Source organism: Enterobacter sp. CC120223-11 (genome assembly GCF_900215375.1).
Taxonomy (GTDB): Bacteria; Pseudomonadota; Gammaproteobacteria; order Enterobacterales; family Enterobacteriaceae; genus Scandinavium.
In genome coordinates, this window is sequence record NZ_OBEF01000007.1 from 53542 (window position 1) to 78735 (window position 25194).

23 protein-coding genes are annotated in these 25194 nt (G+C 56.6%); 12 read left to right on the forward strand and 11 right to left on the reverse strand.

All coding sequences use genetic code 11. The annotated features are described in order from the left end of the window. Positions 1–63 precede the first annotated feature (63 nt). The 3 genes from rihC to CRO87_RS10125 all read left to right on the forward strand — a co-directional run bounded on the left by rihC (position 64) and on the right by CRO87_RS10125 (position 2420). Entirely contained in the window at positions 64–978 is a 915-nt protein-coding gene (rihC, locus tag CRO87_RS10115; protein WP_097162813.1) for a ribonucleoside hydrolase RihC, read from the forward strand. Between the two features lie 103 nt (positions 979–1081). Next, positions 1082–1645, forward strand: coding sequence for a glucose-6-phosphate isomerase family protein (locus tag CRO87_RS10120; RefSeq protein ID WP_097162814.1), 564 nt, complete (start codon positions 1082–1084; stop codon positions 1643–1645). Further along, complete coding sequence (locus tag CRO87_RS10125; RefSeq protein ID WP_097162815.1) at positions 1638–2420, forward strand: glucose-6-phosphate isomerase family protein; 783 nt, start codon at positions 1638–1640, stop codon at positions 2418–2420. Before CRO87_RS10120 ends, CRO87_RS10125 begins: the two co-directional genes overlap by 8 nt. 38 nt (positions 2421–2458) lie before the next feature. Here the strand turns inward: CRO87_RS10125 and CRO87_RS10130 are convergent, their stop codons facing one another. The 5 genes from CRO87_RS10130 to CRO87_RS10150 are packed head-to-tail and all read right to left on the reverse strand — an operon-like array spanning position 2459 to position 6763. Beyond that, on the reverse strand, positions 2459–3274 hold the full coding sequence (locus tag CRO87_RS10130; RefSeq protein ID WP_097162816.1) for a PTS system mannose/fructose/sorbose family transporter subunit IID: 816 nt from the start codon (positions 3272–3274) through the stop codon (positions 2459–2461). Further along, complete coding sequence (locus CRO87_RS10135; RefSeq protein ID WP_097162817.1) at positions 3274–4071, reverse strand: PTS sugar transporter subunit IIC; 798 nt, start codon at positions 4069–4071, stop codon at positions 3274–3276. Before CRO87_RS10135 ends, CRO87_RS10130 begins: the two co-directional genes overlap by 1 nt. Positions 4072–4081: 10 nt before the next feature. Next, entirely contained in the window at positions 4082–4576 is a 495-nt protein-coding gene (locus tag CRO87_RS10140) for a PTS sugar transporter subunit IIB (protein WP_097162818.1), read from the reverse strand. 10 nt (positions 4577–4586) lie between these two features. Next, entirely contained in the window at positions 4587–5015 is a 429-nt protein-coding gene (locus CRO87_RS10145) for a PTS sugar transporter subunit IIA (RefSeq protein ID WP_097162819.1), read from the reverse strand. 2 nt (positions 5016–5017) lie between these two features. Next, positions 5018–6763: a class I mannose-6-phosphate isomerase gene (locus tag CRO87_RS10150; RefSeq protein WP_097162820.1), complete on the reverse strand. Its 1746-nt coding sequence runs from the start codon at positions 6761–6763 to the stop codon at positions 5018–5020. A 187-nt stretch (positions 6764–6950) separates the two neighbouring features. On the opposite strand from CRO87_RS10150, the gene CRO87_RS10155 reads away from it, so the two are divergent. From CRO87_RS10155 to folA, 8 genes are all read left to right on the forward strand, one after another. Beyond that, complete coding sequence (locus CRO87_RS10155) at positions 6951–7958, forward strand: LacI family DNA-binding transcriptional regulator (RefSeq protein WP_097162821.1); 1008 nt, start codon at positions 6951–6953, stop codon at positions 7956–7958. Between the two features lie 132 nt (positions 7959–8090). Further along, complete coding sequence (gene dapB, locus CRO87_RS10160; RefSeq protein WP_097162822.1) at positions 8091–8912, forward strand: 4-hydroxy-tetrahydrodipicolinate reductase; 822 nt, start codon at positions 8091–8093, stop codon at positions 8910–8912. Positions 8913–9367: 455 nt separating this feature from the next. After that, positions 9368–10516 (forward strand): glutamine-hydrolyzing carbamoyl-phosphate synthase small subunit, encoded by a 1149-nt coding sequence (carA, locus tag CRO87_RS10165; RefSeq protein WP_097162823.1) that lies wholly within the window; start codon positions 9368–9370, stop codon positions 10514–10516. An 18-nt stretch (positions 10517–10534) separates the two neighbouring features. After that, positions 10535–13759 carry a carbamoyl-phosphate synthase large subunit gene (carB, locus tag CRO87_RS10170; protein WP_097162824.1) on the forward strand — a complete coding sequence of 1075 codons (3225 nt, stop codon included), beginning with the start codon at positions 10535–10537 and terminating at the stop codon, positions 13757–13759. Between the two features lie 191 nt (positions 13760–13950). Then, on the forward strand, positions 13951–14184 hold the full coding sequence (locus tag CRO87_RS10175) for a YgdI/YgdR family lipoprotein (protein ID WP_097162825.1): 234 nt from the start codon (positions 13951–13953) through the stop codon (positions 14182–14184). A 104-nt stretch (positions 14185–14288) separates the two neighbouring features. Next, complete coding sequence (gene kefF, locus CRO87_RS10180; protein ID WP_097162826.1) at positions 14289–14819, forward strand: glutathione-regulated potassium-efflux system oxidoreductase KefF; 531 nt, start codon at positions 14289–14291, stop codon at positions 14817–14819. Then, entirely contained in the window at positions 14812–16677 is a 1866-nt protein-coding gene (gene kefC / locus CRO87_RS10185; RefSeq protein ID WP_097162827.1) for a glutathione-regulated potassium-efflux system protein KefC, read from the forward strand. The genes kefF and kefC overlap by 8 nt, the downstream gene beginning before the upstream one ends. 113 nt (positions 16678–16790) lie before the next feature. Continuing rightward, positions 16791–17270 (forward strand): type 3 dihydrofolate reductase, encoded by a 480-nt coding sequence (gene folA / locus CRO87_RS10190; protein WP_097162828.1) that lies wholly within the window; start codon positions 16791–16793, stop codon positions 17268–17270. Between the two features lie 98 nt (positions 17271–17368). On the opposite strand, the gene apaH is transcribed toward folA, so the two are convergent. From apaH to lptD, 6 genes are read right to left on the reverse strand one after another with little or no spacing between them, the layout of a single operon-like run. After that, entirely contained in the window at positions 17369–18217 is an 849-nt protein-coding gene (apaH, locus tag CRO87_RS10195) for a bis(5'-nucleosyl)-tetraphosphatase (symmetrical) ApaH (protein WP_097162829.1), read from the reverse strand. Positions 18218–18221: 4 nt separating this feature from the next. Next, a complete protein-coding gene (gene apaG / locus CRO87_RS10200) occupies positions 18222–18599 on the reverse strand; it encodes a Co2+/Mg2+ efflux protein ApaG (RefSeq protein ID WP_097162830.1) in 378 nt (125 codons plus the stop codon). Positions 18600–18602: 3 nt separating this feature from the next. Further along, a complete protein-coding gene (gene rsmA, locus CRO87_RS10205; protein WP_097162831.1) occupies positions 18603–19427 on the reverse strand; it encodes a 16S rRNA (adenine(1518)-N(6)/adenine(1519)-N(6))-dimethyltransferase RsmA in 825 nt (274 codons plus the stop codon). Continuing rightward, positions 19424–20413 (reverse strand): 4-hydroxythreonine-4-phosphate dehydrogenase PdxA, encoded by a 990-nt coding sequence (pdxA, locus tag CRO87_RS10210; protein WP_097162832.1) that lies wholly within the window; start codon positions 20411–20413, stop codon positions 19424–19426. The genes rsmA and pdxA overlap by 4 nt, the downstream gene beginning before the upstream one ends. After that, on the reverse strand, positions 20413–21699 hold the full coding sequence (gene surA / locus CRO87_RS10215) for a peptidylprolyl isomerase SurA (protein WP_097162833.1): 1287 nt from the start codon (positions 21697–21699) through the stop codon (positions 20413–20415). Before surA ends, pdxA begins: the two co-directional genes overlap by 1 nt. A 54-nt stretch (positions 21700–21753) precedes the next feature. After that, positions 21754–24105, reverse strand: coding sequence for an LPS assembly protein LptD (lptD, locus tag CRO87_RS10220; protein WP_097162834.1), 2352 nt, complete (start codon positions 24103–24105; stop codon positions 21754–21756). Positions 24106–24366: 261 nt separating this feature from the next. Here lptD and djlA point away from each other — a divergent pair, with 261 nt between their 5' ends. Then, positions 24367–25185, forward strand: a complete 819-nt coding sequence (gene djlA / locus CRO87_RS10225) for a co-chaperone DjlA (RefSeq protein ID WP_097162835.1) — start codon at positions 24367–24369, stop codon at positions 25183–25185. Positions 25186–25194: the final 9 nt, after the last annotated feature.

A 25194-nucleotide genomic window follows, 5' to 3' on the forward strand; every position in this document is an offset into this window, starting at 1 on the left:
TTTTTTCCCCAACGATATGAAAAAATGCCAGGCTGAACACCTGGCTTTTTTTATGGAGGAATCATGCCTTTATCTTTCATTCTCGACACCGATCCTGGTATTGATGACGCGGCGGCCATCGCGGCGGCGCTGTTTGCACCGGAACTCAATCTCCAGCTGCTGACCACCGTGGCCGGCAACGTCTCCGTGGAGAAAACGACGCGCAACGCATTGCAGCTGCTGCATTTCTGGCAGGCCGATGTGCCCGTCGCACAAGGCGCCGCCACGCCGCTTCTTCGCCCGCTGCGTGATGCCGCCTACGTTCACGGCGAATCCGGCATGGAAGGGTATGATTTTGTCGAGCATCAGCGCCAGCCGCTGGCAAAACCGGCCTTTATCGCCATTCGCGATGCGTTGATGAGCGCGCCTGAGCCACTGACCCTGGTGGCGATAGGCCCGCTGACCAATATTGCGCTGTTGCTGACTCACTATCCGGAATGCAAATTCAACATCCGCCGTCTGGTGATCATGGGCGGGTCGGCAGGTCGCGGCAACTTTACGCCAAATGCGGAATTTAATATCGCTATCGATCCGGAAGCCGCTGAACGCGTGTTCCAGAGCGGCATAGAGATTGTGATGTGCGGCCTCGACGTCACCAATCAGGCGATGCTGACCCCGGACTACCTGGCGCAGCTGCCTGGCATCAACAAAACCGGCAAAATGCTGCATTCACTGTTCAGCCACTATCGCAGCGGCAGCATGAGTCAGGGCCTGCGGATGCACGACCTGACTGCCATTGCCTGGCTGGTGCGCCCGGAGCTGTTCACGCTGAAACCCTGCTTTGTGGCGATAGAAACGCAGGGAACGTGGACCGCAGGCACCACGGTTGTGGATATCGAAAACCGCTATGAGCGCCCGGCAAATGCGCAGGTTGCGCTGGATCTGGACGTCGAGGGTTTCCGTCGCTGGGTCGCGGAAGTTATCGCCCTCGCGCCCTGAAAATGAAATGTGACGAGCCCTGCAAACGCAGGGCAAATCCTGCGGGTTTAATCGATTAACCTGCTATGCTTATCGTGTTGTTCTCCTCGGGCCGGAGAGAAACATGAAACCAACTCATACCCCGCCACGTCATGTGGAGTGGGCAACCGGTGCGCTGCAGGGCGAACCGCTGATACACAAAACAACGCATCTTGGCGATCTGGCTGGCGTCTTTGCTGACGACGAAGCCTGGCGTCAGGGTGACCCTCTGTTACCCATTTATACCGTAGAAATGTTTGATTCGCCGTCCGGTGCGGGTGAGCTGTATACCGGCGTTACGCATCTCAACCCGGGGCGCGTGGGGGATGAATTTTTCATGACCCGCGGGCATTTTCATGCGCTGAGAGAGCAGGGGGAAGTTTACTTTGGTCTGCGCGGCGAAGGTTTTCTGCTGCTCCAGAACGAACAGGGCCAGACGCGTCTCGAAAAAGTGACGGCGGGCTCCGTGCATATCATTGCTGGTTACACCGCGCATCGTCTGATCAATTCGGGTACTGATATCCTTTCGGCATTGGCGGTCTGGCCGAGCAGTGCCGGGCATGACTACGCATCGCTGGCGGGAGGCTTTGCCAGAAGGATCACCACCCGCAATCTGAAGCTAATGGCCAAAGAGGTGCAGAATGGCTGACACCGTTTTGCCTTTCGGCCTGGCGATGACCGCCCACCGCCAACCATTAGGATTTACCTACGGCGAAGACGTGACGGGCCCGATGCCTGAGATCCGCCGTCTGGATCAGATCCGCGCCTCGCTTCGTGACCCGGACTGTGACGGGCCGGAAGATGTGTATGCCATAGCCATGGACGTGGCTCGATTGCAGGATCGGGAAGAACTCAAAAAGCGGATGCTGCTTTTTGGTGTCGTGACTTATGCGGCAGGCAAACTGGGTGATGAGCCCATCCGCAGCCAGGGGCATATTCATCGCATCAGCGAGCACAGCGGCTGGTCGCCGCCTGAGCTGTATGAAATCTGGCAGGGCAAAGCGATTATCTACATGCAGGAGTTTGTGGCAGACGATCCTGGCCGCTGCTTTGCGGTGATAGCCGGGCCGGGAGAGAAAGTGCTTGTGCCGCCGGGCTGGGGCCATGCCACCATTTCTGCCGATCCGTTACAGCCGCTGACGTTTGGGGCTTGGTGCGATCGAGAGTATGGCTTTGAATATGAGGCCGTGCGGGCGCACAAGGGGCTGGCGTGGTATCCGCTGTTACAGGATAACCAAATCATTTGGCAGCATAATACTCACTACACGCCGGGGCGTTTGCAGGCAATAACACCGCGTCAGTATCATGAGTTTGGACTTACCGAAGCGCCAATTTATCAGCAGTTTATTGATGACCCGGCGCGATTCCAGTTTATCTCTCGCCCGGATAAAACCGCCGCGCTGTGGCAAAATTTCCATCCATAAGTACTGCCCGGTGGCGCAGCGCCGCCGGGCAACAAATGCTATGCAAATACCCCGGTTGCCACGCCCACTGCCGCGAGCACTAACAACAGGATCATCGCCTTCACCGGCGATACGCCACGCTTCGCCATCAGATACCAGGTTCCCAGCACAACCACCAACGGCAGCAGCTGCGGGAAAATACCGTCGAGCATCTGCTGAACGTGAATGTTAACGCCATCTTTGGTGATGAACTCAAGCCCGGTGCCAAGCTTAACGTAGCTTGCGGCCACGCCACCCATCACGAAGACACCGAGCAGCGACAGCGCCTCACGCAGGCGGGTGGATTTGCTGCTGACCAGCATCTCAACCGAGCCGGAGCCCATCTGGTAGCCTTTTAAAAACAGGAACCATGAGCCAGGAAGAATGATGGCGAGCCACGCGACGGTGTAAAACAGCGGGCCGAGGATATTGCCCCCGGCGGCCAGCGCCATGCCGATACTCAGCAGAATCGGGATCAGCATCCCGGGGATCATCGAATCACCGATCCCGGCGATCGGCCCCATCAGACCTACTTTCAGGGTGTTGATCATCTCCCCGTCAATGGGTTCGCCGTTGGCTTTCTTCTCCTCAAGCCCCAGCGCCATACCGTTCACAATGGCGCCGATCTGCGGTTCGGTATTGTAGAACGAGGCATGACGGCGCAGCATTTCAGTACGCTGTGCGGCGTCGGGATAGAGCTTGCGCGCCACCGGCAGCATACTCAGGCAGAAGCCGAAAGATTCCAGACGTTCGAAGCTCATCGACGACAGGTTGTGCATCATCCACGCCCGCCAGCAGCGACGAAGATCGGTCCGGGTTAGTTTACGTTCTTCCATCAGAATTCATCCTCATCATCCGCAGCCGTTCTGGCAGCCGCTGGCTGCGGCGCTTCCGGCTTGTAGTTGTAGTGGATCAGCGCCAGCAGCGCGCCGACGATTACCAGCGCCACCATGTTCAGCTTCAGGAACACAATGCAGATAAAGCCGACGAGGAAGTAGATCAGCATGGTGTAATTTTTAATGATTTGCTTCAGCAGGATAGCGATCCCGACCGCGGGCAAAATGCCGCCGAGCACGCCCATCGTCGAAATGGCCGCTTTCGGCAGGCTGTCCATAAAACCGCTGATGTACTGGGCACCGAAGTAGACTGCGATAAACGTCGGCACAAAGCGCAGAAGAAAGTTAGTGGCCTGCGGCCAGATGGCGCTGTTGAGGTAGAGCCCACGCTCGTCGCCTCGATCCAGCGCGTTATCAGCCCGGTGGTTCCAGAATGAGTTCAGTACCATCATGGTGTTGAAGAGAATGGTTCCGGCAATGCCGATGGTTGCCGCCAGCGCCACCGCGACTTCCGGCCCTTTGCCAGACAGGATGCCTAACGCAATGGCCGGGTAAGCAACAAAGTTTAAATCGGCGGGCATGGAACCGCCCGGCGTGACCATGGCGATGTAGACAGCCTGGACCGCAACGCCAATCATGATCCCGGTTTTGAGATCGCCGAGAATCAGGCCAACCAGCATGCCCGACACCAGCGGGCGGGTGATCAGATACCAGCCGCCGGTCAGGCCGAACAGCCAGGGGCTGCTCAGCGCGCCGAGGTAGCACAGAAGACCAATCAGTGTGGCTTCAAAAATCATCATCGGCTCCTTATTTCAGCTTCTGCCGGGCATCCTGCCAGCTGTAGCTGCTGGCATCCGGCACCAGGCGAAACTCAACGTGGTGGCCGTGATTGCTGAGCCACTCGAAGGCGGCAATCTCATCGGCGCTCACCGACTGATTTGGGCCGATGGTGGTGGTCCCGGCGCGGGCACTCATCGGTCCGACGTTGATTTTGCCGTTGTTGTTTTTCAGGCTAATCCCCGCCTGCTCAATGCGTTGCAGGGTGACGGGCGATTTGCCAATCACGAAGTAGCGCTTGTCGCTGGCAATCACTTTTGGCAGCTTTTCGATAGCAGTGGCGGTGTCAAACAGCCAGACTTTGGTGTCGGAAACGGCCCCTTTCATCACTGAAGAGAGAAGCGGATCGGCCGCGACGGCATCATCAATGGCCACGATACCGTCGCAGGGCAGCTCTTTGGCCCAGCGCGTGACGAGCTGCCCATGAATGACGCGGTCGTCGATACGAACAAAGGAAAGACTCATGGTGGACTCCTTAAAAATCATCAGATTGAGTAACCGACACCGGGGCGGCAATCACCAGCGTCGGCCGGGTCAGCTCCAGCAGTTGAGCGGCTGCGGCGTGGACGTCCCGGAGCGCCAGGATGTCATCGGTTTGCAGCAGCATCGGGAAATTCACCCCGGCCAGCACCGCCACCGGCGGCGTGGTTTGAGGGGAAAAGGCGTGTTCACAGGCCACGTTCCACGGCGTGCCGCTTTGCATATCGCACAGCACCAGCACGCCATCTGCGCCTTTACTGGCTGAGGCCAGCGTGCGGGCGAATTCCTGGCGGAAGCCTTCTATTCCAGCTGTTTCGTCGAGCGTCACGCTGTGGACGTGCGGCAGTTCGCCGTAAACCATTTTGGCGCTTTCCAGCAAGGCGCAGGCCAGCGGACCGTGTGAAGCAACAATCACGGAAATCATCTCTATCCCCTTACCCAGGCTTTGACGGTGGCAAGCTGCTGCCCGATGCCTTTGCCCCACGGTGAAATACGGTATTCCCCGACGGAGGCGGGAACGATAAAGGTCTCGGCGTAATGCACCACGAACGGCGCAAAGGCACCCGTGGGGCTTTCCACGCGGGCTTCCGCGCCCTCCACGAGATTCAGCACGTTGACGCCGCCGTCCGTGTGGTGCGTTACCGGAGTGGTAAACCAGTGGCGGCGTGTCTCAATAAATTCACGTTCATGCAGCCCGGTGCGCTCTTCGCGCCAGCCTTCGCCTTCGGCCACAGGTTCGATGCGGTTGACCAGATGCTTATGGACCCACTGAGTATCGCGCTGCCAGTCGATCACCTGCTCACCGTGCGCCAGATGTACCGGGCGCGGCAGGCCGTCGAGGCCGAGGCGGCCCCAGTCCCAGAGCTTGAAGGTGAAAATGTAAGGCGTGGCGCTGATCTCCAGCACCATAGTGCCGAAACCTGAGCAATGAACGGTGCCCGCCGGGATCAGGAAGTGATCGTGCTTGCGGGCCGGGATCTGGTTCACGAAGCGTTCATCATCGAAGGCTTTTTCCCCCTGCGCCGCCTGATGCAGATCGTCAATCATGGCCGCAGGATCGGTGCCCGTTTTGGTACCGAGGTACACCACCGCGCCCGGTTCCGCTTCCAGGATGTAATAGCTTTCATCCTGGGTGTAATGCATGCCGAACTGCTGCTGAATGTATTCGGTCAGCGGATGGACCTGGAAGCTGAGGTTCTGCCCGCCAATGGTGTCGAGAAAATCGAAGCGGATTGGAAACTCTGCGCCAAACCGTGCGTGAACTTTCTCGCCGAGCAGTTCGCGTGGATGCAGCAGCACCACGTCGAGGGAAGGGATCTCGATCCGCACGTCGCCAAACCGTAGCAACAGGCTGTTTTCCTCGGGCACGCAGTCAAAACACCAGGCGTAGTTAGGCTTCGAGGGATCGAGATCGAACTGGTTTTTCATCCACTGGCCGCCCCAGACGCCAGGGTCGAAGAAGGGCACCACGCGGAAAGGTTGTTCGGCGGTTTGCGCCAGGCCCGCGCGCAGCGCTTCGCCGCTGACCATCGCGGGCTCATCGGAAACGGTGGTGTCCAGCAGGAAGTCGGCGCGTTTAAGCAGGGGCGTTTTGTGTTTGTCGAACACCCGCCACTCGATGAAAAAGGCGCGTTTGTAGCGGCGCAGAATATCTTCGTGCTGATTCTCCACGCCCCAGTTGCCGAGCTCGCCGCTTCTCATCCGCATCTGGATTTCCCAGCGCGGCAGGTCGGCATACACCAGCACGTCACCGGCGTGGACTAAGGAAGCGCCAGGGCCATAGACAATCACCAGGCCGCTTTGTGCGTCGGCCACCTGCTGGCGCAGGGCTTCAAGGCGATCAGGTTCGAAAAACTCCGGAAGCTGATGGCAGGAGAGCACGCCGAACACGCGATCGTCGGTCAGGTTGCGCGCCAGAAGCTCATGCAATGCCTGTTCATCACGACGGGCATTTTCAGCGCTGATGAGCAGCGCTGGGCTGAGCGAAGCGATTTCCCGCTCAAGCTCTGCCAGCCGGACGCCCGGGTAGCAGTCAATCACCAGCACGGTTTTAGGCTTCTGCGTCAGCCGTGGTTTCAACGCGGTAAGAATGTTCCGCCAGCCCTGCCAGGCCTGGTTGTCGAAGCCCTTAATCGGGACTTCGGGGAATTTGTCATAGGTAGTTACGGTCATGTTTATCTCCCTGAATGCGTCTTTAAAGATTAATCGATTAACCGTAATAAAAAAGAGTGGTTAACGCGATTAACCCGGCAAAACGGGCAATAACCTCCAATTGCCGTTTTAAGCTGTGAGGTAACTCACAGGGGATAATGCAAAAATCAGGTTATTCGATTAATCTTTGAAAAACGGAGGAGAAACCATGACAACAATTACGCTTGCCCAGGTCGCCGAGCGAGCCGGGGTATCTACGGCAACGGTGTCGATGGTGCTGCGCAATCGCGGGCGGATCTCGCAGGCAACCCGGGAGAGGGTGCTGAAGGCGCTCGATGAGTCCGGTTACGTCTACAACCAGACCGCGGCGAATCTGCGCAACCGTAGCAGTAACCAGGTCGGCCTGCTGCTGCATGACATCACCAACCCGTTTTACGGTGAAATGACCGCGGGCTTGAGCCATGAAATGGAGCGCCACGAGATGCTGCTTTTTCTGGCGAACAGCGAAGAATCGGAGGAGCGGCAGCAGAAGTTTGTCGATTCGCTGATGCGCAACAGCGCCTGCGGGATGGTGCTCTGCGCCGCGCGCGGCACGCCGCAGGCCTTTTTCGATGGCCTGAAGCGCCGCAACATTCCGGCGATTATGGTGGTGCGGCCCCTCGACGATCCGGATTTTGATTTTGTCGGTACGGATAACTTTCTCGGCACGCAAATGGCAACGTCGCACCTGCTGAAGCTCGGCCACAAAAATATCGCTTTTATCGGCGGTAGCCAGAATTCCGGTACGCGAGCGCAGCGCATAGGCGGCTTTACCAGCAAGCTGCTGGAGAGTAGCGTTTCACCAAAGCCGGAGTGGATTGTGACCTCGCAGGCCAGCCAGAGTGACGGTGCGCGCGTCGCGGAAGCACTTTTAAGTCGCTATCCGGAAATTACTGCCGCTGTCTGTTATCAGGACATTGTGGCGTTAGGCGTCATGCAGACGCTGCGCAAAGCCGGGCGCGAAGCGGGGCGTGATTTCGCCCTCGTCGGGTTCGACGACATTACCGAAGCCGCACTGGTGCAGCCTGCGCTGACGACGGTGTCGGTGGCAGCCAAAGAGATTGGTCGCAAGGCCGGGGAGCTGCTGTTCAGCCGTATTCAGGGCAACGATGAACCGCCCAAACGCATCATCCTGCCGCCCGCGCTGGTGATTCGGGAGTCCTGCGGCTTTCGCTAATCGCTATGCTTTTTACTGATATTGGTCGCGGTTTCACGTTAAATTCTAATTATCGGTGTTTTTGGGTGGCGAGGTGTTCAGCTGCTGGTTACTCTGAAAACGATTTACATTGTATTAACGAAGAGAATAGATATGCATGATGGACACATCCGCGTCGCCATTGCCGGCGCGGGCGGCCGTATGGGACGGCAACTGATTCAGGCCGCCGCGCAGCTGGAAGGCGTAAAGCTCGGGGCGGCGTTAGAACGCGAAGGCTCTTCTTTGCTGGGCGCAGATGCCGGTGAACTGGCGGGAATTGGCGCAACGGGCGTGAAGGTGCAAAGCAGCCTGGACGCGGTGAAGGATGATTTCGACGTCTTTATCGATTTCACCCGCCCGGAAGGCACGCTGAACCATCTGTCTTTCTGCCGTGAGCACGGCAAAGGGATGGTGATTGGCACCACAGGGTTTGATGACGCGGGCAAACAGGCTATTCGCGAAGCGGCTGAAAGCATCGCCATTGTCTTTGCGGCGAACTTCAGCGTCGGCGTAAACGTGATGCTCAAGCTGCTTGAGAAGGCGGCAAAGGTGATGGGCGATTACACCGATATCGAAATTATCGAAGCGCACCATCGTCACAAGGTCGATGCCCCATCTGGCACCGCGCTGGCGATGGGTGAAGCGATTGCCCACGCGCTGGACAAAGATTTGAAAGAGTGTGCCGTGTACAGCCGTGAAGGCTATACCGGTGAGCGAGTGCCGGGCACGATCGGTTTTGCCACCGTGCGTGCGGGCGATATAGTCGGGGAACATACGGCGATGTTCGCGGATATCGGCGAACGAGTTGAAATCACGCATAAGGCTTCAAGCCGCATGACCTTCGCAAATGGCGCAGTAAGATCGGCTTTGTGGCTTAAAGAGAAGCGTAATGGTCTTTTTGATATGCGTGACGTGCTTGATTTGAACAGTTTATAACGATTTTACCCCATCGTGATGTGGTTGTGGCAATCATAATTTGTTGATTGCAAGGGGCAATATTTTATTGCCCTTTTATTTTATTGCTTCCATCATATTTTTATTGTTTTATCCATGAAATTGGAAGCAATCTCTTGTTTTGATGTTGAGTAAATGTAAATTTTGACCATATGGTCCACTTTTTCACTTCCCCTCCGGCTGTTTTACACTTATCCTGGTGCGCAAGCGTTTCCTGAAAGGCTGTTAGCTGATCTTTTTGCCTGCTTTACAGCGACGTATTGCCCAGTGGCGTGAAATAACATAAAAAATACCCGTCTTTACGTTGACTTTCTCCTCGTTAATCTCCAGAATGCCGCCGTTTGCACGAAATTCGCGGGCAGCAGATTTGCGTTGATTCATCATACTGAGTGAATTAATATGCAAATAAACTGAGTGAATATTCTCTGGAGGATGTTTTGATTAAGTCAGCGCTTTTGGTTCTGGAAGACGGAACCCAGTTTCACGGTCGGGCCATAGGGGCAACGGGTTCGGCGGTTGGGGAAGTCGTTTTCAATACTTCAATGACCGGTTATCAAGAAATCCTCACTGATCCTTCCTATTCCCGCCAAATCGTCACTCTCACTTATCCCCATATCGGTAATGTCGGCACCAATGCTGCCGATGAAGAATCTTCCCAGGTACACGCTCAGGGCCTTATCATTCGCGACCTGCCGCTGATTGCCAGCAACTACCGCAGCACCGAAGACCTCTCGACCTACCTGAAGCGTCACAACATCGTGGCGATTGCCGATATCGACACCCGCAAGCTGACCCGCCTGCTGCGTGAAAAAGGCGCGCAGAACGGCTGCATCATCGCGGGCGACAACCTCGATGCGGCACTCGCGCTGGAGAAAGCGAAAGCCTTCCCGGGCCTGAACGGCATGGACCTGGCAAAAGAAGTGACCACGGCGGAAGCCTACAGCTGGACACAGGGCAGCTGGACGCTGGCAGGCGAACTGCCAGAAGCGAAGAAAGAAGAAGAGCTGCCGTTCCACGTGGTGGCTTACGACTACGGTGCGAAGCGCAACATCCTGCGCATGCTGGTGGATCGCGGTTGCCGTCTGACGGTTGTTCCGGCGCAGACACCTGCTGAAGACGTGCTGAAGATGAACCCGGACGGTATCTTCCTCTCCAACGGCCCGGGTGACCCGGCTCCGTGTGACTACGCGATTACCGCGATTGAGAAGTTCCTCTCCACCGACATTCCTGTGTTTGGCATCTGCCTCGGTCATCAGCTGCTGGCGCTGGCGAGCGGAGCCAAAACCATCAAGATGAAGTTCGGCCACCACGGCGGCAACCACCCGGTGAAAGACATCGATAACAACACCGTGATGATCACCGCGCAGAACCATGGTTTTGCGGTTGATGAAGCGTCGATGCCTGCCACGCTGCGCGTGACCCACAAGTCGCTGTTCGACGGCACCCTGCAGGGCATTCATCGCACCGACAAGCCGGCGTTCAGCTTCCAGGGTCACCCTGAAGCAAGCCCGGGCCCGCACGATGCCGCGCCGCTGTTCGACCACTTTATCGAACTTATCGAGCAATACCGTAAGACCGCTAAATAATCAGGAGCCGAGAAGACCATGCCAAAACGTACAGACATAAAAAGCATCCTGATCCTCGGCGCTGGCCCGATTGTTATCGGCCAGGCCTGCGAGTTCGACTACTCCGGTGCCCAGGCGTGTAAAGCGCTGCGCGAAGAGGGCTACCGCGTCATTCTGGTGAACTCCAACCCGGCCACCATCATGACCGACCCGGAAATGGCCGATGCGACCTATATCGAGCCAATTCACTGGGAAGTGGTACGTAAAATCATCGAAAAAGAGCGTCCGGACGCGGTCCTGCCGACCATGGGCGGCCAGACTGCGCTGAACTGCGCGCTGGAGCTGGAGCGTCAGGGCGTGCTGGAAGAGTTCGGCGTGACCATGATTGGCGCCACCGCCGACGCCATTGATAAAGCTGAAGACCGCCGCCGTTTCGACGTGGCGATGAAGAAAATCGGCCTCGATACCGCCCGTTCCGGTATCGCGCACAATATGGAAGAAGCGCTGGCGGTTGCCGCTGACGTGGGTTATCCGTGCATCATCCGTCCCTCCTTCACCATGGGCGGCACCGGCGGCGGCATCGCCTACAACCGTGAAGAGTTCGAAGAAATCTGCGCCCGCGGCCTGGATTTGTCGCCGACCAACGAGCTGCTGATTGACGAATCCCTCATCGGCTGGAAAGAGTACGAGATGGAAGTGGTGCGTGATAAAAACGACAACTGCATCATCGTCTGCTCCATCGAAAACTTCGACGCTATGGGCATTCACACGGGTGACTCCATCACCGTGGCTCCGGCCCAGACGCTGACCGATAAAGAATATCAAATCATGCGTAACGCCTCGATGGCGGTACTGCGTGAAATCGGCGTGGAAACCGGCGGCTCTAACGTCCAGTTCTCCGTGAACCCGAAAAACGGTCGTCTGATTGTTATCGAAATGAACCCGCGCGTCTCCCGCTCTTCAGCCCTGGCTTCCAAAGCAACCGGCTTCCCGATTGCTAAAGTGGCGGCGAAGCTGGCGGTGGGTTACACCCTCGACGAACTGATGAACGACATCACCGGCGGGCGCACTCCGGCCTCCTTTGAGCCGTCCATCGACTACGTTGTGACCAAAATCCCTCGCTTCAACTTCGAGAAGTTTGTTGGCGCGAACGACCGTCTGACCACCCAGATGAAATCCGTCGGCGAAGTGATGGCGATTGGCCGCACTCAGCAGGAATCCTTGCAGAAAGCGCTGCGCGGCCTGGAAGTGGGCGCCACCGGTTTCGACCCGAAAGTGAGCCTGGATGACCCGGAAGCGCTGACTAAAATCCGTCGCGAGCTGAAAGATGCTGGTGCCGAGCGTATCTGGTACATCGCCGATGCGTTCCGCGCAGGCCTCTCCGTGGACGGCGTCTTCAACCTGACCAACGTGGACCGCTGGTTCTTGGTACAGATTGAAGAGCTGGTTCGTCTGGAAGAGAAAGTGGCAGAAGTCGGCATCACCGGCCTCGACGCTGACTTCCTGCGTCAGCTTAAGCGTAAAGGCTTTGCCGATGCGCGTCTGGCGAAACTGGCCGGCGTGCGCGAGTCCGAAGTGCGTAAGCTGCGTGACCAGTACAATCTGCACCCGGTCTACAAACGTGTGGACACCTGCGCCGCAGAATTTGCGACAGACACCGCGTACATGTACTCCACGTATGAAGAAGAGTGCGAAGCGAACCCGTCCACCGACCGTGACAAAATCATGGTTCTCGGCGGCGGCCCGAACCGTATCGGCCAGGGGATCGAGTTCGACTACTGCTGCGTACACGCCTCGCTGGCGCTGCGCGAAGACGGCTACGAGACCATCATGGTCAACTGTAACCCGGAAACCGTCTCCACCGACTACGACACCTCCGACCGCCTGTACTTCGAGCCTGTCACCTTTGAAGACGTGCTGGAAATCGTGCGTATCGAGAAGCCTAAGGGCGTTATTGTGCAGTACGGCGGCCAGACTCCGCTGAAGCTGGCGCGTGCGCTGGAAGCCGCTGGCGTGCCAGTTATCGGCACCAGCCCGGACGCTATCGACCGTGCAGAAGACCGTGAGCGCTTCCAGCAGGCGGTTGACCGTCTGAAGCTGAAGCAGCCTGCTAACGCCACCGTCACCACCATCGAAATGGCGGTAGAGAAAGCGAAAGACATCGGCTATCCGCTGGTGGTTCGCCCGTCCTACGTGCTGGGCGGCCGTGCGATGGAAATCGTTTATGACGAAGCTGACCTGCGTCGCTACTTCCAGACCGCAGTCAGCGTGTCCAACGATGCACCAGTGCTGCTGGACCGCTTCCTGGACGACGCGGTAGAAGTGGACGTGGACGCTATCTGCGACGGCGAAAGCGTGCTGATTGGCGGCATCATGGAGCACATCGAGCAGGCGGGCGTGCACTCGGGCGACTCCGCGTGCTCTCTGCCAGCCTACACCCTGAGCAAAGAGATTCAGGACGTGATGCGCGAGCAGGTGCAGAAACTGGCCTTCGAGCTGCAGGTACGTGGCCTGATGAACGTGCAGTTCGCGGTGAAAGACAACGAAGTCTACCTGATTGAAGTGAACCCACGTGCGGCGCGTACTGTCCCGTTCGTCTCTAAAGCCACCGGCCTGCCGCTGGCGAAAGTGGCGGCGCGCGTGATGGTTGGTCAGTCGCTGAAGCAGCAGGGCCACACCGAAGAAATCATTCCGCCGTACTACTCAGTGAAAGAAGTTGTGCTGCCGTTCAACAAGTTCCCGGGCGTTGACCCACTGTTAGGGCCAGAAATGCGCTCTACCGGGGAAGTGATGGGCGTGGGCCGCACCTTCGCAGAAGCCTTTGCCAAAGCGCAGCTCGGCAGTAACTCCACCATGAAGAAGCAGGGCCGTGCGCTGCTCTCCGTGCGTGAAGGTGACAAAGAGCGCGTGGTGGACCTGGCCGCGAAGCTGCTGAAGCAGGGCTTCGAACTGGATGCCACTCACGGTACCGCAGTGGTGCTGGGCGAAGCTGGTATCAACCCGCGTCTGGTGAACAAGGTGCATGAGGGTCGTCCGCACATTCAGGACCGTATCAAGAATGGCGAGTACACCTACATCATTAACACCACCGCAGGCCGCCAGGCGATTGAAGACTCCAAGCTGATTCGCCGCAGCGCGCTGCAGTACAAAGTACATTATGACACCACCCTAAACGGCGGTTTCGCAACAGCCATGGCGCTGAACGCGGACGCCACCGAGAAGGTGATTTCAGTGCAGGAAATGCACGCGCAAATCGGGAAGTAATCCTCCTGATGGCCGGATGAGCGTTAGCGTCATCCGGCAATTTGCCCGGCGGCGCGACGCTTGCCGGGCCCACAAAACACCACAACTCCCGCCTTACATCTTCAGAACCTTCTGGTTTTCCATCTGTGCTCAGTCAGTTAGCCTAAAATGGTTAGCGAGAAAACTATTAATGCATAGCACGGGAGAACACCATGCGTACCAACCTTCTTTTTACTTCTTTATTCACTGCCGCAGCTCTGTTTACCGTAGCAGGCTGTTCGTCCAATCAGGCGGTGAAAACCACCGACGGCAAAACCATCGTCACCGACGGCAAACCTGAAGTCGATGGCGACACCGGTCTGGTCTCCTACAAAAACGCTGAAACGGGTAAAACCGAGCAAATTAACCGTGACCAGGTGAAATCGATGGGCGAATTAGATAACTAATTCAGTTTTATCGACCGTTAACGGCACAAATCTTCACTGTTAGCCTGGGGCTGAACTGTCTACACTTTGCTGATAACACAAAGCAGGGCAAAACAGGCTAACAGATGATTTTGATTATTTATGCACATCCCTATCCGCAGCATTCGCATGCGAATAAGCGGATGCTTGAGCAGGCAAGGGAAATCGACGGGGTAGAAATCCGTTCGCTTTATCATCTCTATCCTGATTTCAATATCGATATCGCCGCTGAGCAGGAAGCGCTTTCCCGCGCCGACCTGGTTATCTGGCAGCATCCGATGCAGTGGTACAGCGTACCGCCGCTCCTCAAACTCTGGATCGACAAAGTCCTTTCTCACGGCTGGGCCTACGGGCACGGCGGCACGGCGCTGCGCGGCAAAAGCCTGATGTGGGCGGTCACCACCGGCGGCGGCGAAGATCATTTTGCCATTGGCGACTTCCCGGGCTTTGACATCCTTGCTCAGCCGCTACAGGCGACTGCACTTTACTGCGGCCTGAACTGGCTGCCGCCTTTTGCCATGCACTGCACCTTTATCTGCGACGACGAAACCCTGGTCGCGCAGGCCCGTCACTATAAACAACGTCTGCTGGAGTGGCAGGAGGTGCATCATGGATAGCCATACGCTCATTCAGGCTCTGATCTATCTTGGTTCGGCAGCATTGATTGTGCCAATTGCGGTGCGCCTTGGGCTGGGATCCGTGCTCGGCTATCTGATCGCGGGCTGCATTATCGGCCCCTGGGGGTTACGTTTGGTGACGGACGCCGAATCCATCCTGCACTTCGCTGAAATCGGCGTGGTGCTGATGCTGTTTGTGATTGGCCTTGAGCTTGATCCACAGCGTTTATGGAAGCTGCGTGCCTCGGTATTTGGCGGCGGTGCTTTGCAGATGGTGGCCTGCGGCGCGCTGATTGGCGTTTTTTGTATGCTGCTCGGCCTCGACTGGAAGATAGCGGAGCTTATCGGCATGACGCTGGCGCTCTCCTCAACGGCCATCGCCATGCAGGCGATGAACGAACGTAACCTGACGGTTTCCCAACTCGGACGCAGTGCTTTTGCGGTGCTGCTGTTCCAGGATATCGCCGCGATCCCCCTGGTGGCGATGATCCCTCTGCTGGCCGCGAGCGGCGCGTCTACCACGCTTGCGGCATTCGGTCTGTCGGCGCTGAAAGTGGCGGGCGCATTGGTGCTGGTCATCCTGCTGGGCCGCTATGTGACTCGCCCTGTGCTGCGCTTTGTGGCCCGCTCCGGCCTGCGTGAAGTGTTCAGTGCCGTCGCGCTGTTCCTGGTTTTCGGCTTCGGTCTGCTGCTCGAAGAAGTAGGCTTGTCGATGGCGATGGGCGCGTTTTTAGCGGGCGTGCTGCTGGCAAGCTCCGAGTATCGCCACGCGCTTGAAAGTGATATCGAGCCTTTCAAGGGGCTGCTGCTGGGGTTGTTCTTTATCGGCGTTGGGATGTCTATCGACTTCGGTACGCTGGTGACGCACCCGTTACGCATTCTTATCCTGCTGGCGGGCTTCCTGCTCATTAAAGCCGCTATGCTTTGGCTTATCGCCCGTCCACTGGGGGTGCCAAAAGCACAACGCCGCTGGTTTGCCGTGCTGTTAGGGCAAGGGAGTGAATTTGCGTTCGTGGTCTTTGGTGCAGCACAGATGGCCAACGTGCTCGATCCCGAGTGGGCGAAGGCGTTGACGCTTGCCGTCGCGCTGTCGATGGCGTCCACGCCAATCCTGCTGGTGCTGCTGTCGCGGCTGGATAAATCCAAAAGCGGCGACGAGCGCGAAGCCGATGAAATCGATGAAGAACAGCCGCGCGTGATCATTGCCGGGTTTGGCCGCTTCGGCCAGATCACCGGGCGACTGCTGCTCTCCAGCGGCGTCAAAATGGTGATTCTCGATCACGATCCGGATCATGTGGATACGCTGCGCAAGTTCGACATGAAAGTGTTTTATGGGGATGCCACGCGAGTCGATATGCTGGAATCGGCAGGTGCTGCGCGGGCAGAAGTATTAATCAACGCGATAGACGATCCGAAAACCAACCTCGAACTGACGGAGTTGGCGAAAGAGCACTTCCCGCATCTGCGAATCATCGCCCGCGCCCGCGATATCGATCACTATATTCAGCTGCGCCAGGCAGGCATCGAGGCACCGGAGCGTGAAACCTTTGAGGGTGCGTTGAAGTCAGGCCGTTTGGCGCTGGAAGCGCTGGGGCTTGGGGCATATGAGGCCCGCGAGCGTGCGGATGTCTTCCGCCGCTTTAACGTAAGCATGGTCGAAGAGATGGTGGATATGGCAGAAGAGGATGATGCCTCCTTCGCGGCGGTGTTCAAGCGCACCAGCGCGATGCTGACCGACATCATCAACGAAGACCGCAGTAATATGTCTATTATCCAGCGCCACGGCTGGCAAGGGACGGAAGAGGGGAAGCACACCGGAAACCCGGCAGACGAACCTGAAACGAAACCTTCGGTTTAACGGGCACTTAGAAAGAAGGCGAAAATATTTCGTCTTCTTTACTCTGCCGCCAGTCGACGAAAGATTATGCTTTCCGTATAGTGGCGGCAATTTTTGCATCCAGGAAATTTTCAATGATCAGTCTGATTGCGGCGTTAGCGGTGGATCGCGTTATCGGCATGGAAAACGCCATGCCCTGGAACCTGCCTGCCGATCTCGCCTGGTTCAAGCGTACAACGCTAAACAAACCTGTGGTAATGGGGCGTCTGACCTGGGAATCCATCGGTCGTCCACTGCCGGGCCGTAAAAACATCGTCATCAGCAGCAAGCCCGGTACTGACGATCGCGTTCAGTGGGTGAAATCGGTCGATGAAGCCATTGCTGCCTGCGGCGACGCGGAAGAGATCATGGTGATCGGTGGTGGACGCGTTTACGAGCAGTTCCTGCCGAAAGCGCAGCGCCTGTATCTGACGCACATTGATGCCGAAGTGGAAGGCGACACCCACTTCCCGGATTACGATCCCGACGACTGGGAATCCACCTTCAGCGAGTTTCACGATGCCGATGAGCAGAACTCTCACAGCTACTGCTTTGAGATCCTTGAGCGTCGCTAAACTGCGTCAGAGCTGATGTTGTAGCCCCGGTTAGCGTAGCGCCACCGGGGTTATTGCCCGATGGCGCTACGCTTATCAGGCCTACAGAAAACCTTTTCTTAAGAAGCAACCGCCTCGTCTTCACCCAAATCCAGATGGCGATTTGATGGCTGGACAAAGTACTGTTTGTCTTCCCAACGCAGGCACGTCAGCTCTCCGCCCCAGCAGCAACCCGTATCCAGCGCATAAACGCCTTCCGGCGTACCCTTACCTTCAAGCGATGCCCAGTGACCGAAAATGACGCTGTACGCTTCCGTGACCGGGGCTGGAATGGCGAACCACGGCTTCAGCGGCGCAGGTGCATTCTCCGGCGACTCTTTGGTGTACATGTCGAGCTGACCGTTGGGGAAGCAGTAACGCATGCGGGTAAACGCGTTGGTGATGAAGCGCAGGCGTGCAAGGCCTGAGAGCTCCGGCGTCCAGTGGTTTGGCAGATCGCCGTACATGGCATCGAGGAAGAAAGGATAAGAATCGCTGCACAAAACCGCTTCGACATCGCGGGCGCACAGCTCTGCGGTTTCCAGATCCCACTGTGGGGTGATCCCCGCGTGGGCCATCACCAGCTTTTTCTCTTTATCCACCTGCAACAGCGGCTGGCGACGCAGCCAGTTCAGCAGTTCGTCGGCATCGGGTGCTTCCAGCAGCGGCGTCAGTCTGTCCTTCGGCTTGTTACGGCTGATCCCGGCGAAGACCGCCAGCAGATGCAGATCGTGATTGCCGAGGACCAGGCGCACGCTGTCGCCCAGAGACTTCACGTAGCGCAGCACGTCAAGCGAGGCTGGGCCACGCGCAACGAGATCGCCCGTCAGCCATAATTCGTCCTGTCCCGGCTGAAACGCAACCTGCTTTAATAACGCGATCAGTTCATCGTAGCAGCCGTGAACGTCGCCAATTAGGTATGTACTCATTTTATCAATGGATGAGTGCTGGCACGGCCAGACGGAAAACGGGAATATCGATGCTGAACGGATTGCCTTCAGCATCGATCATTTCATAGTGACCCTGCATGGTGCCGAGCGGCGTTTCCAGCACGGCACCGCTGGTGTACTGGTATTCGCCACCTGGCTCGATGTGCGGTTGTACGCCGACCACGCCTTCACCCTGAACTTCGGTTTCACGACCGTGGGCGTTGGTAATCAGCCAGTAGCGGCCAAGCAGCTGCACCGATCCTCGCCCCAGATTGCGAATGCTGACCGTATAGGCAAACACATAGCGTTCATCTTCCGGTGAGGACTGTGCCTCAATGTAGACGCTTTGGACCTGGACACAGACGCGGGGCGAATTGATCATGGTTTAGCTCTCCTTCGTAGGCGCATTCTCTGACAGCCAGTTCGCCAAACGGCAGTACTGCTCAACAGAGATGTTTTCAGCACGCATTGCCGGGTCAACGCCGAGTTCGGTCAACAATTCGACAGAGAAGAGGTTGCCGAGGCTGTTGCGAATGGTTTTACGGCGCTGGTTGAACGCTTCAGTGGTGATTCTGCTTAGCACGCGTACGTCTTTAACCGGGTAAGGCTTATTGCTGCCGTGTGGCACCAGACGAACAACGGCGGAATCCACTTTTGGCGGCGGCGTAAAGGCTGTCGGCGGCACTTCCAGCACAGGTATCACGTTGCAGTAGTACTGCGCCATGACGCTTAATCGACCATACGCCTTACTGTTTGGCCCTGCAACCAGACGATTCACCACCTCTTTTTGCAGCATGAAGTGCATGTCGGCGATGGCATCAGTATAGCTAAACAGGTGGAACATCAGCGGGGTAGAGATATTGTACGGCAGGTTGCCGAACACGCGCAGCGGCTGGCCCATCTCATTCGACAGGTTGCCGAAGTCCATGGTCATGGCATCCTGCTGAAAAATAGTGAGCTTTGGCCCAAGGAACGGATGCGTTTGCAGGCGAGCTGCCAGGTCGCGGTCGAGCTCGATAACCGTCAGCTTGTCCAGACGTTCGCCAACGGGTTCGGTCAGCGCGGCGAGGCCGGGACCGATTTCAACCATCGCCTGACCTTTCTGCGGATTGATGGCCGAGACAATGCTGTTGATCACAAACTGATCGTTGAGGAAGTTTTGCCCGAAGCGTTTACGGGCTAAGTGGCCCTGATGGACTCGATTATTCATTGAGAGTTAACAATCATTTTGATGGCGAGATTAAGCGCCGTAATAAAACTGCCGACGTTTGCTATACCGTGGCCCGCCAGTTCAAGCGCGGTGCCGTGGTCAACGGACGTACGGATAAAAGGTAAACCGAGCGTAATGTTCACTGCGCGGCCGAAACCCTGGTATTTTAGCACGGGGAGGCCCTGATCGTGGTACATCGCGAGCACCGCGTCGGCATGGTCGAGATATTTTGGCTGGAAAAGGGTATCCGCAGGCAGCGGGCCGCTCAGATTCATGCCCTTTGCGCGCATCTCTTCGAGCACAGGAATGATCGTGTCGATCTCTTCCATACCCATATGCCCGCCTTCGCCTGCGTGAGGATTCAGGCCGCAAACCAGAATGTGCGGCGCCTGGATCCCAAACTTAGTTTGCAGATCGCCATGCAGGATAGCGATAACTTCGCGCAGCAGGTCGGCGGTGATGGCTTCGCTGATCGCTTTAAGCGGCAGGTGCGTTGTCGCCAGCGCCACGCGAAGCTCTTCCGTCGCCAGCATCATCACCACTTTCTGCGTACCGGAGCGCTCTTCAAAGAATTCGGTGTGCCCAATAAACGGGATCCCGGCATCGTTGATAATGCTCTTCTGCACCGGGCCGGTGATCAGCGCGGCAAACTCGCCGTTCGTTGCTCCGTCACAGGCGCGGGCCAGGGTTTCGACAACGTAGGCCCCGTTTTGCACGTTCAGCGTGCCAGGGGTAACAGAGGCATGGAGCGGGACGGAAAGCAGGGTAAGGGTACCGGCCTTTTGCGGCACAGGCGTGCTACCAGCAAGGTAGGGCAGGAGCGTTAACGGCAAACCGAGCATTGCTGCCCGGTCTGTTAGAAGCTTTTCATCGGCACACACCACCAGTTCAACGGGCCAGTCGAGCTGCGCCAGCTGCACTACGAGGTCTGGACCAATCCCGGCGGGTTCGCCGGGAGTGATAACCACACGTTGGGGTTGTGTCATCAGTTGCTCAGAATTTTGACGTAGGCGCTGGCACGCTGTTCCTGCATCCAGACAGCCGCTTCTTCAGCAAACTTACGGTTCATCAGCATGCGGTAAGCACGGTCTTTCTGTGCGGCGTCGGTACGGTCAACGTTGCGGGTATCCAGCAGCTGAATCAGGTGCCAGCCGAACGAGGAGTGAACCGGGGCGCTCATTTCGCCTTTGCTGAGCTTCATCAGCGCATCACGGAAGGCAGGATCGTACATGTCCGGCGTACCCCAGCCTAAATCACCGCCCTGGTTAGCAGAGCCTGGATCCTGGGAGAGCTCTTTCGCTGCTTTATCAAAGGTGGTTTTGCCGCTCTTGATGTCTGCTGCTACCTGCTCAAGCTTCGCACGCGCCTGGTCGTCGGTCATGATTGGCGACGGCTTCAGCAGAATGTGGCGAGAATGGACTTCTGTCACGGAGATGCTTTGGCTCTGGCCGCGCAGGTCATTGACCTTGATGATGTGGAAGCCGACACCGGAACGGATTGGACCGATCACATCGCCTTTCTTCGCGGTGCTCAGCGCCTGTGCGAAGATGGACGGCAGTTCCTGAATGCGGCCCCAGCCCATCTGGCCGCCTTTCAGCGCCTGCTGGTCTGCAGAATAGGTGATAGCAAGCTTACCGAAGTCAGCGCCACCTTTGGCCTGATCGACAATAGAACGCGCCTGAGATTCAGCTTCGTTTACCTGGTCGGAAGTTGGGTTTTCCGGCAGAGGAATCAGGATGTGGCTCAGGTTAAGTTCAGTGCTGGCATCGTTCTGGTTGCCAATCTGGGAAGCGAGCGCATCCACTTCCTGTGGCAGAACGGTCACGCGGCGGCGCACTTCGTTGTTGCGCACTTCAGAGATAAGCATCTCTTTACGGATCTGGGCGCGATAGGTGTTGTAGTTCATGCCATCGTAGGCCAGACGGCTGCGCATCTGATCCGTGGTCATGTTGTTCTGCTTCGCGATGTTGGCAATCGCCTGATCGACCTGTTCGTCAGAAACCTTGACGCCCATTTTCTGGCCCATCTGCAGGACAATCTGATCCATGATCAGACGTTCCAGAATCTGGTGGCGAAGCGTGGCGTCGTCCGGGAGTTGTTGCCCTGCCTGGCCGGCGCCGCCTTTAACGGATTGCATCATATTGTCGACGTCGCTTTCCAGTACAACGCCGTTATTTACGACGGCTGCTACTTTATCGACAACCTGCGGGGCAGCGAAACTGGTATTCGCGACCATGGCGATACCGAGAAGCAGCGTTTTCCAGTTCTTCATACTCTTTCCATTTCAATTAACCGCAAAGGCGGATTACGTTTCTAAATTGTGGCGTTACAAAGAGTTTTGGTACGGCATGATTGGCGTACGCAGCATCTGCTGAGTCCCCAGACCATAGTTCGAACTCAGGCCGCGCAGTTCAATATTGAAGCCAATGACGTTGTCGTATTTCCCTTGCACGTTCTGGCTATCCCAGCCGTTGAGCTTACGCTCATAGCCGACGCGGATGGCGTAGCAGCAGGAGTTATACTGCACGGCCAACATTTGATCCGCCGGCTTGCTAACGTTGGTGTCATAGTAATACGCACCCACCACTGACCATCTGTCGACGATTGGCCAGCTTGCCATCGCCCCCACCTGAGAAATCCCATCTTTGTACTGAGCCGCAGTGGAGTAATTCGACGGTAATGTCGCTTTAATGTACTCCGGGCTTGCATAGCGGTAGCTAAACTGAACCAGACGGTTTTCATCACGGCGGTATTCAATCGTACCGTTACCGGTGGCGACGTTATCCAGACGCGTATCGTACTGAATACCGCCGCGCAGGCCCCACTGGTCGGTCATGCGCCAGTAGGTATCACCTGCCCATACCAGGGACCCTTTTTGATCGCTTGAAGACCAGTCATCGCTTTCATCACCGGTACGGGACGGCGTGAAGTAGTAGATTTGACCCACGGATGCGTTAAAACGTTCAACGGCATTTTCATCATAAACGCGGGTAGTGACCCCAGTGGTGACCTGATTGGCTGATGCTATACGGTCCAGGCCACTGTATGAGCGGTCACGGAACAGGCCGCTGTAGTCCGACTGCAGTAGCGTGGAGTCATACTCCATAATGTCGCTTTGATCTTTGTAAGGCACATAAAGATACTGCACGCGTGGTTCGAGCGTCTGGATATAGCCCTGTGACCAGTCCATATCACGCTCGAAGACCATTTTGCCGTCAACCTTAAACTGCGGCAGCACGCGGTTGACGTTCTCTTTCAGATGGGTGCCATGTGTCGTGTTGTACTGGTCAACATCATCCTGCTGATAGTGCGTGGCAAGAAGTTTTGCTTCAGTATCGATGCTTCCCCAGCCGTTTGACAGCGGCAGATCGATGGTGGGTTCGAAATGAACACGCGTCGCTTCAGGCATGTTGTTGTTGGTGTTTTTAAAATGCACCGCCTGGCCATAAATACGGGTGTCAAACGGGCCGACATCATTCTGATAGAAGTTAACGTCCAGCTGCGGTTGCGCCGCATAGGAGTTGCTGTTCTGCGTGTCGAAAACCTGGAACTGCTTGCTCGAAACCGTGGCGTTAAAGTTCTCAACGGCGTAACCCACGCTGAATTTCTGCGTCGCATAGCCATCGGTACTGGAACCGTATTTGGAGTCGAAGTCATTGAAGTAATGCGGATCGCTGACTTTGGTGTAGTCGGTATTGAAACGCCAGACCTGGTCCATTACGCCCGAGTGTTTCCAGTAGAATAGCCAGCGACGGCTGTTATCTTCTTTGGGATAGTCGTCTTCGTAGACGTTGTCTTTATTCAGATAATCAAACTCAAACAGGCCCGAACCTGCCTGGGTCAGATAGCGGAATTCGTTTTCCCACATGATGCCGCCACGCTTATCCATATAGTGTGGCGTGATCGTGGCATCAAAGTTTGGCGCAATGTTCCAGTAGTACGGCAGATAGAACTCAAAGCCGTTATTGCTGCTGTACTTGGCATTCGGGATCAGGAAACCTGAACGGCGCTTGTCGCCGACCGGCAGCTGAAGATAAGGGCTGTAGAACACTGGCACTGGGCCAATTTTAAAGCGGGCATTCCAGATTTCAGCAACCTGCTCTTCGCGGTCGTGAATGACTTCACTGCCCACCACGCTCCAGGTATTCGACCCTGGCAGACAAGAGGTGAAGGTGCCGTTATCCAGAATGGTATAGCGATTTTCGCCGCGCTGTTTCATCACGTCGGCGGTCCCGCGACCCTGGCGATCGACCATCTGGTAGTCGCCTTTCCAGACGTTGGTGTCTTTGGTATTCAGGTTCGACCAGGCTTTAGGACCTTTGAGGATTACCTGGTTGTCGTCATAGTGCACATTGCCCACGGCATCGACGGTGCGAACCGGATCGGCCTGGCCTGGCACCTGCTTCTGGTGCAGCTGTACTTCATCCGCCTGTAATCGACTGTTTGCCTGATTAATATCGACATTGCCGGTAAATACGGCATCATCAGGGTAATTCCCTTTGGCATGATCGGCATTGATGGTGACAGGCAGGCTATTAGTATCCCCCTGAACCAGCGGACGGTTATAGCTTGGTACCCCCAGCATACACTGTGATGCGAGGTCGGCGGCCGCGCTCTGTTGACTGTACAGGGCGCTGGCGATCAGGGTAGCCAGAAGGGTGGGAATACGTTTATTCATACGTTGTATTTATTGTTCCGTCATCTGTTGCTTCGCGGCTTGCAAACGGTCAGAGACTAACGTACTCATCGTTAACGCGCCAGTGTTAATCCTGCCGCTTCGAGCCAGTGGCGTTAGGCACTGTGTTGAATGGCGAGTATGATAAAGCAAATTATAGGTTATGTCCTGCACTCACCATAAGGTTGGTGCTGCGAAAATCGCCTTTTATCAAGGCGCAAGCCATTACCTGCGGCAAGATGATAATGACTATCCGGGGAGTCTATGCAGTATTGGGGTAAAGTGATTGGTGTTGGCGTGGCGCTCATGATGGGCGGCGGATTCTGGGGCGCGGTATTGGGCCTGCTGATTGGCCACATGTTTGACAAGGCGCGTAGCCGCAGGCTCAACTTTTTTGCCAACCAGCAGGAGCGCCAGTCGCTCTTTTTCGCCACCACCTTTGAGGTGATGGGGCATCTGACTAAATCCAAAGGGCGCGTGACCGAGGCGGACATTCAGGTCGCCAGCGTGTTAATGGACAGGATGAACCTGCATGGGGCTTCACGCACCGCGGCACAGCAGGCTTTCCGCGTGGGCAAAGCCGATAACTACCCGCTGCGCGAGAAGATGCGCCAGTTCCGCGGCGTCTGTTTTGGCCGCTTCGATTTGATTCGGATGTTTCTGGAAATTCAGATTCAGGCGGCGTTTGCTGACGGTTCTCTGCATCCCAACGAGCGTGAAGTACTGTTTGTCATTGCAGATGAATTGGGTATCTCTCGCGCCCAGTTCGAACAGTTCCTGAGAATGATGCAGGGCGGCGCACAGTTTGGCGGCGGCTATCAGCAGCAGTCGCAGTCGGGCGGCGGCTGGCAGCAGGCACAACGGGGCCCGACCCTGGAAGACGCCTGTAATGTGCTGGGTGTTAAACCTACGGATGATGCGACAACTATCAAACGCGCTTACCGCAAGCTGATGAGCGAACACCATCCGGATAAGCTGGTTGCCAAAGGCTTACCGCCAGAAATGATGGAAATGGCGAAGCAGAAAGCGCAGGAAATCCAGCGTGCGTACGAGTTAGTGAAAGATCAGAAAGGTTTTAAATAGAAGGTGATT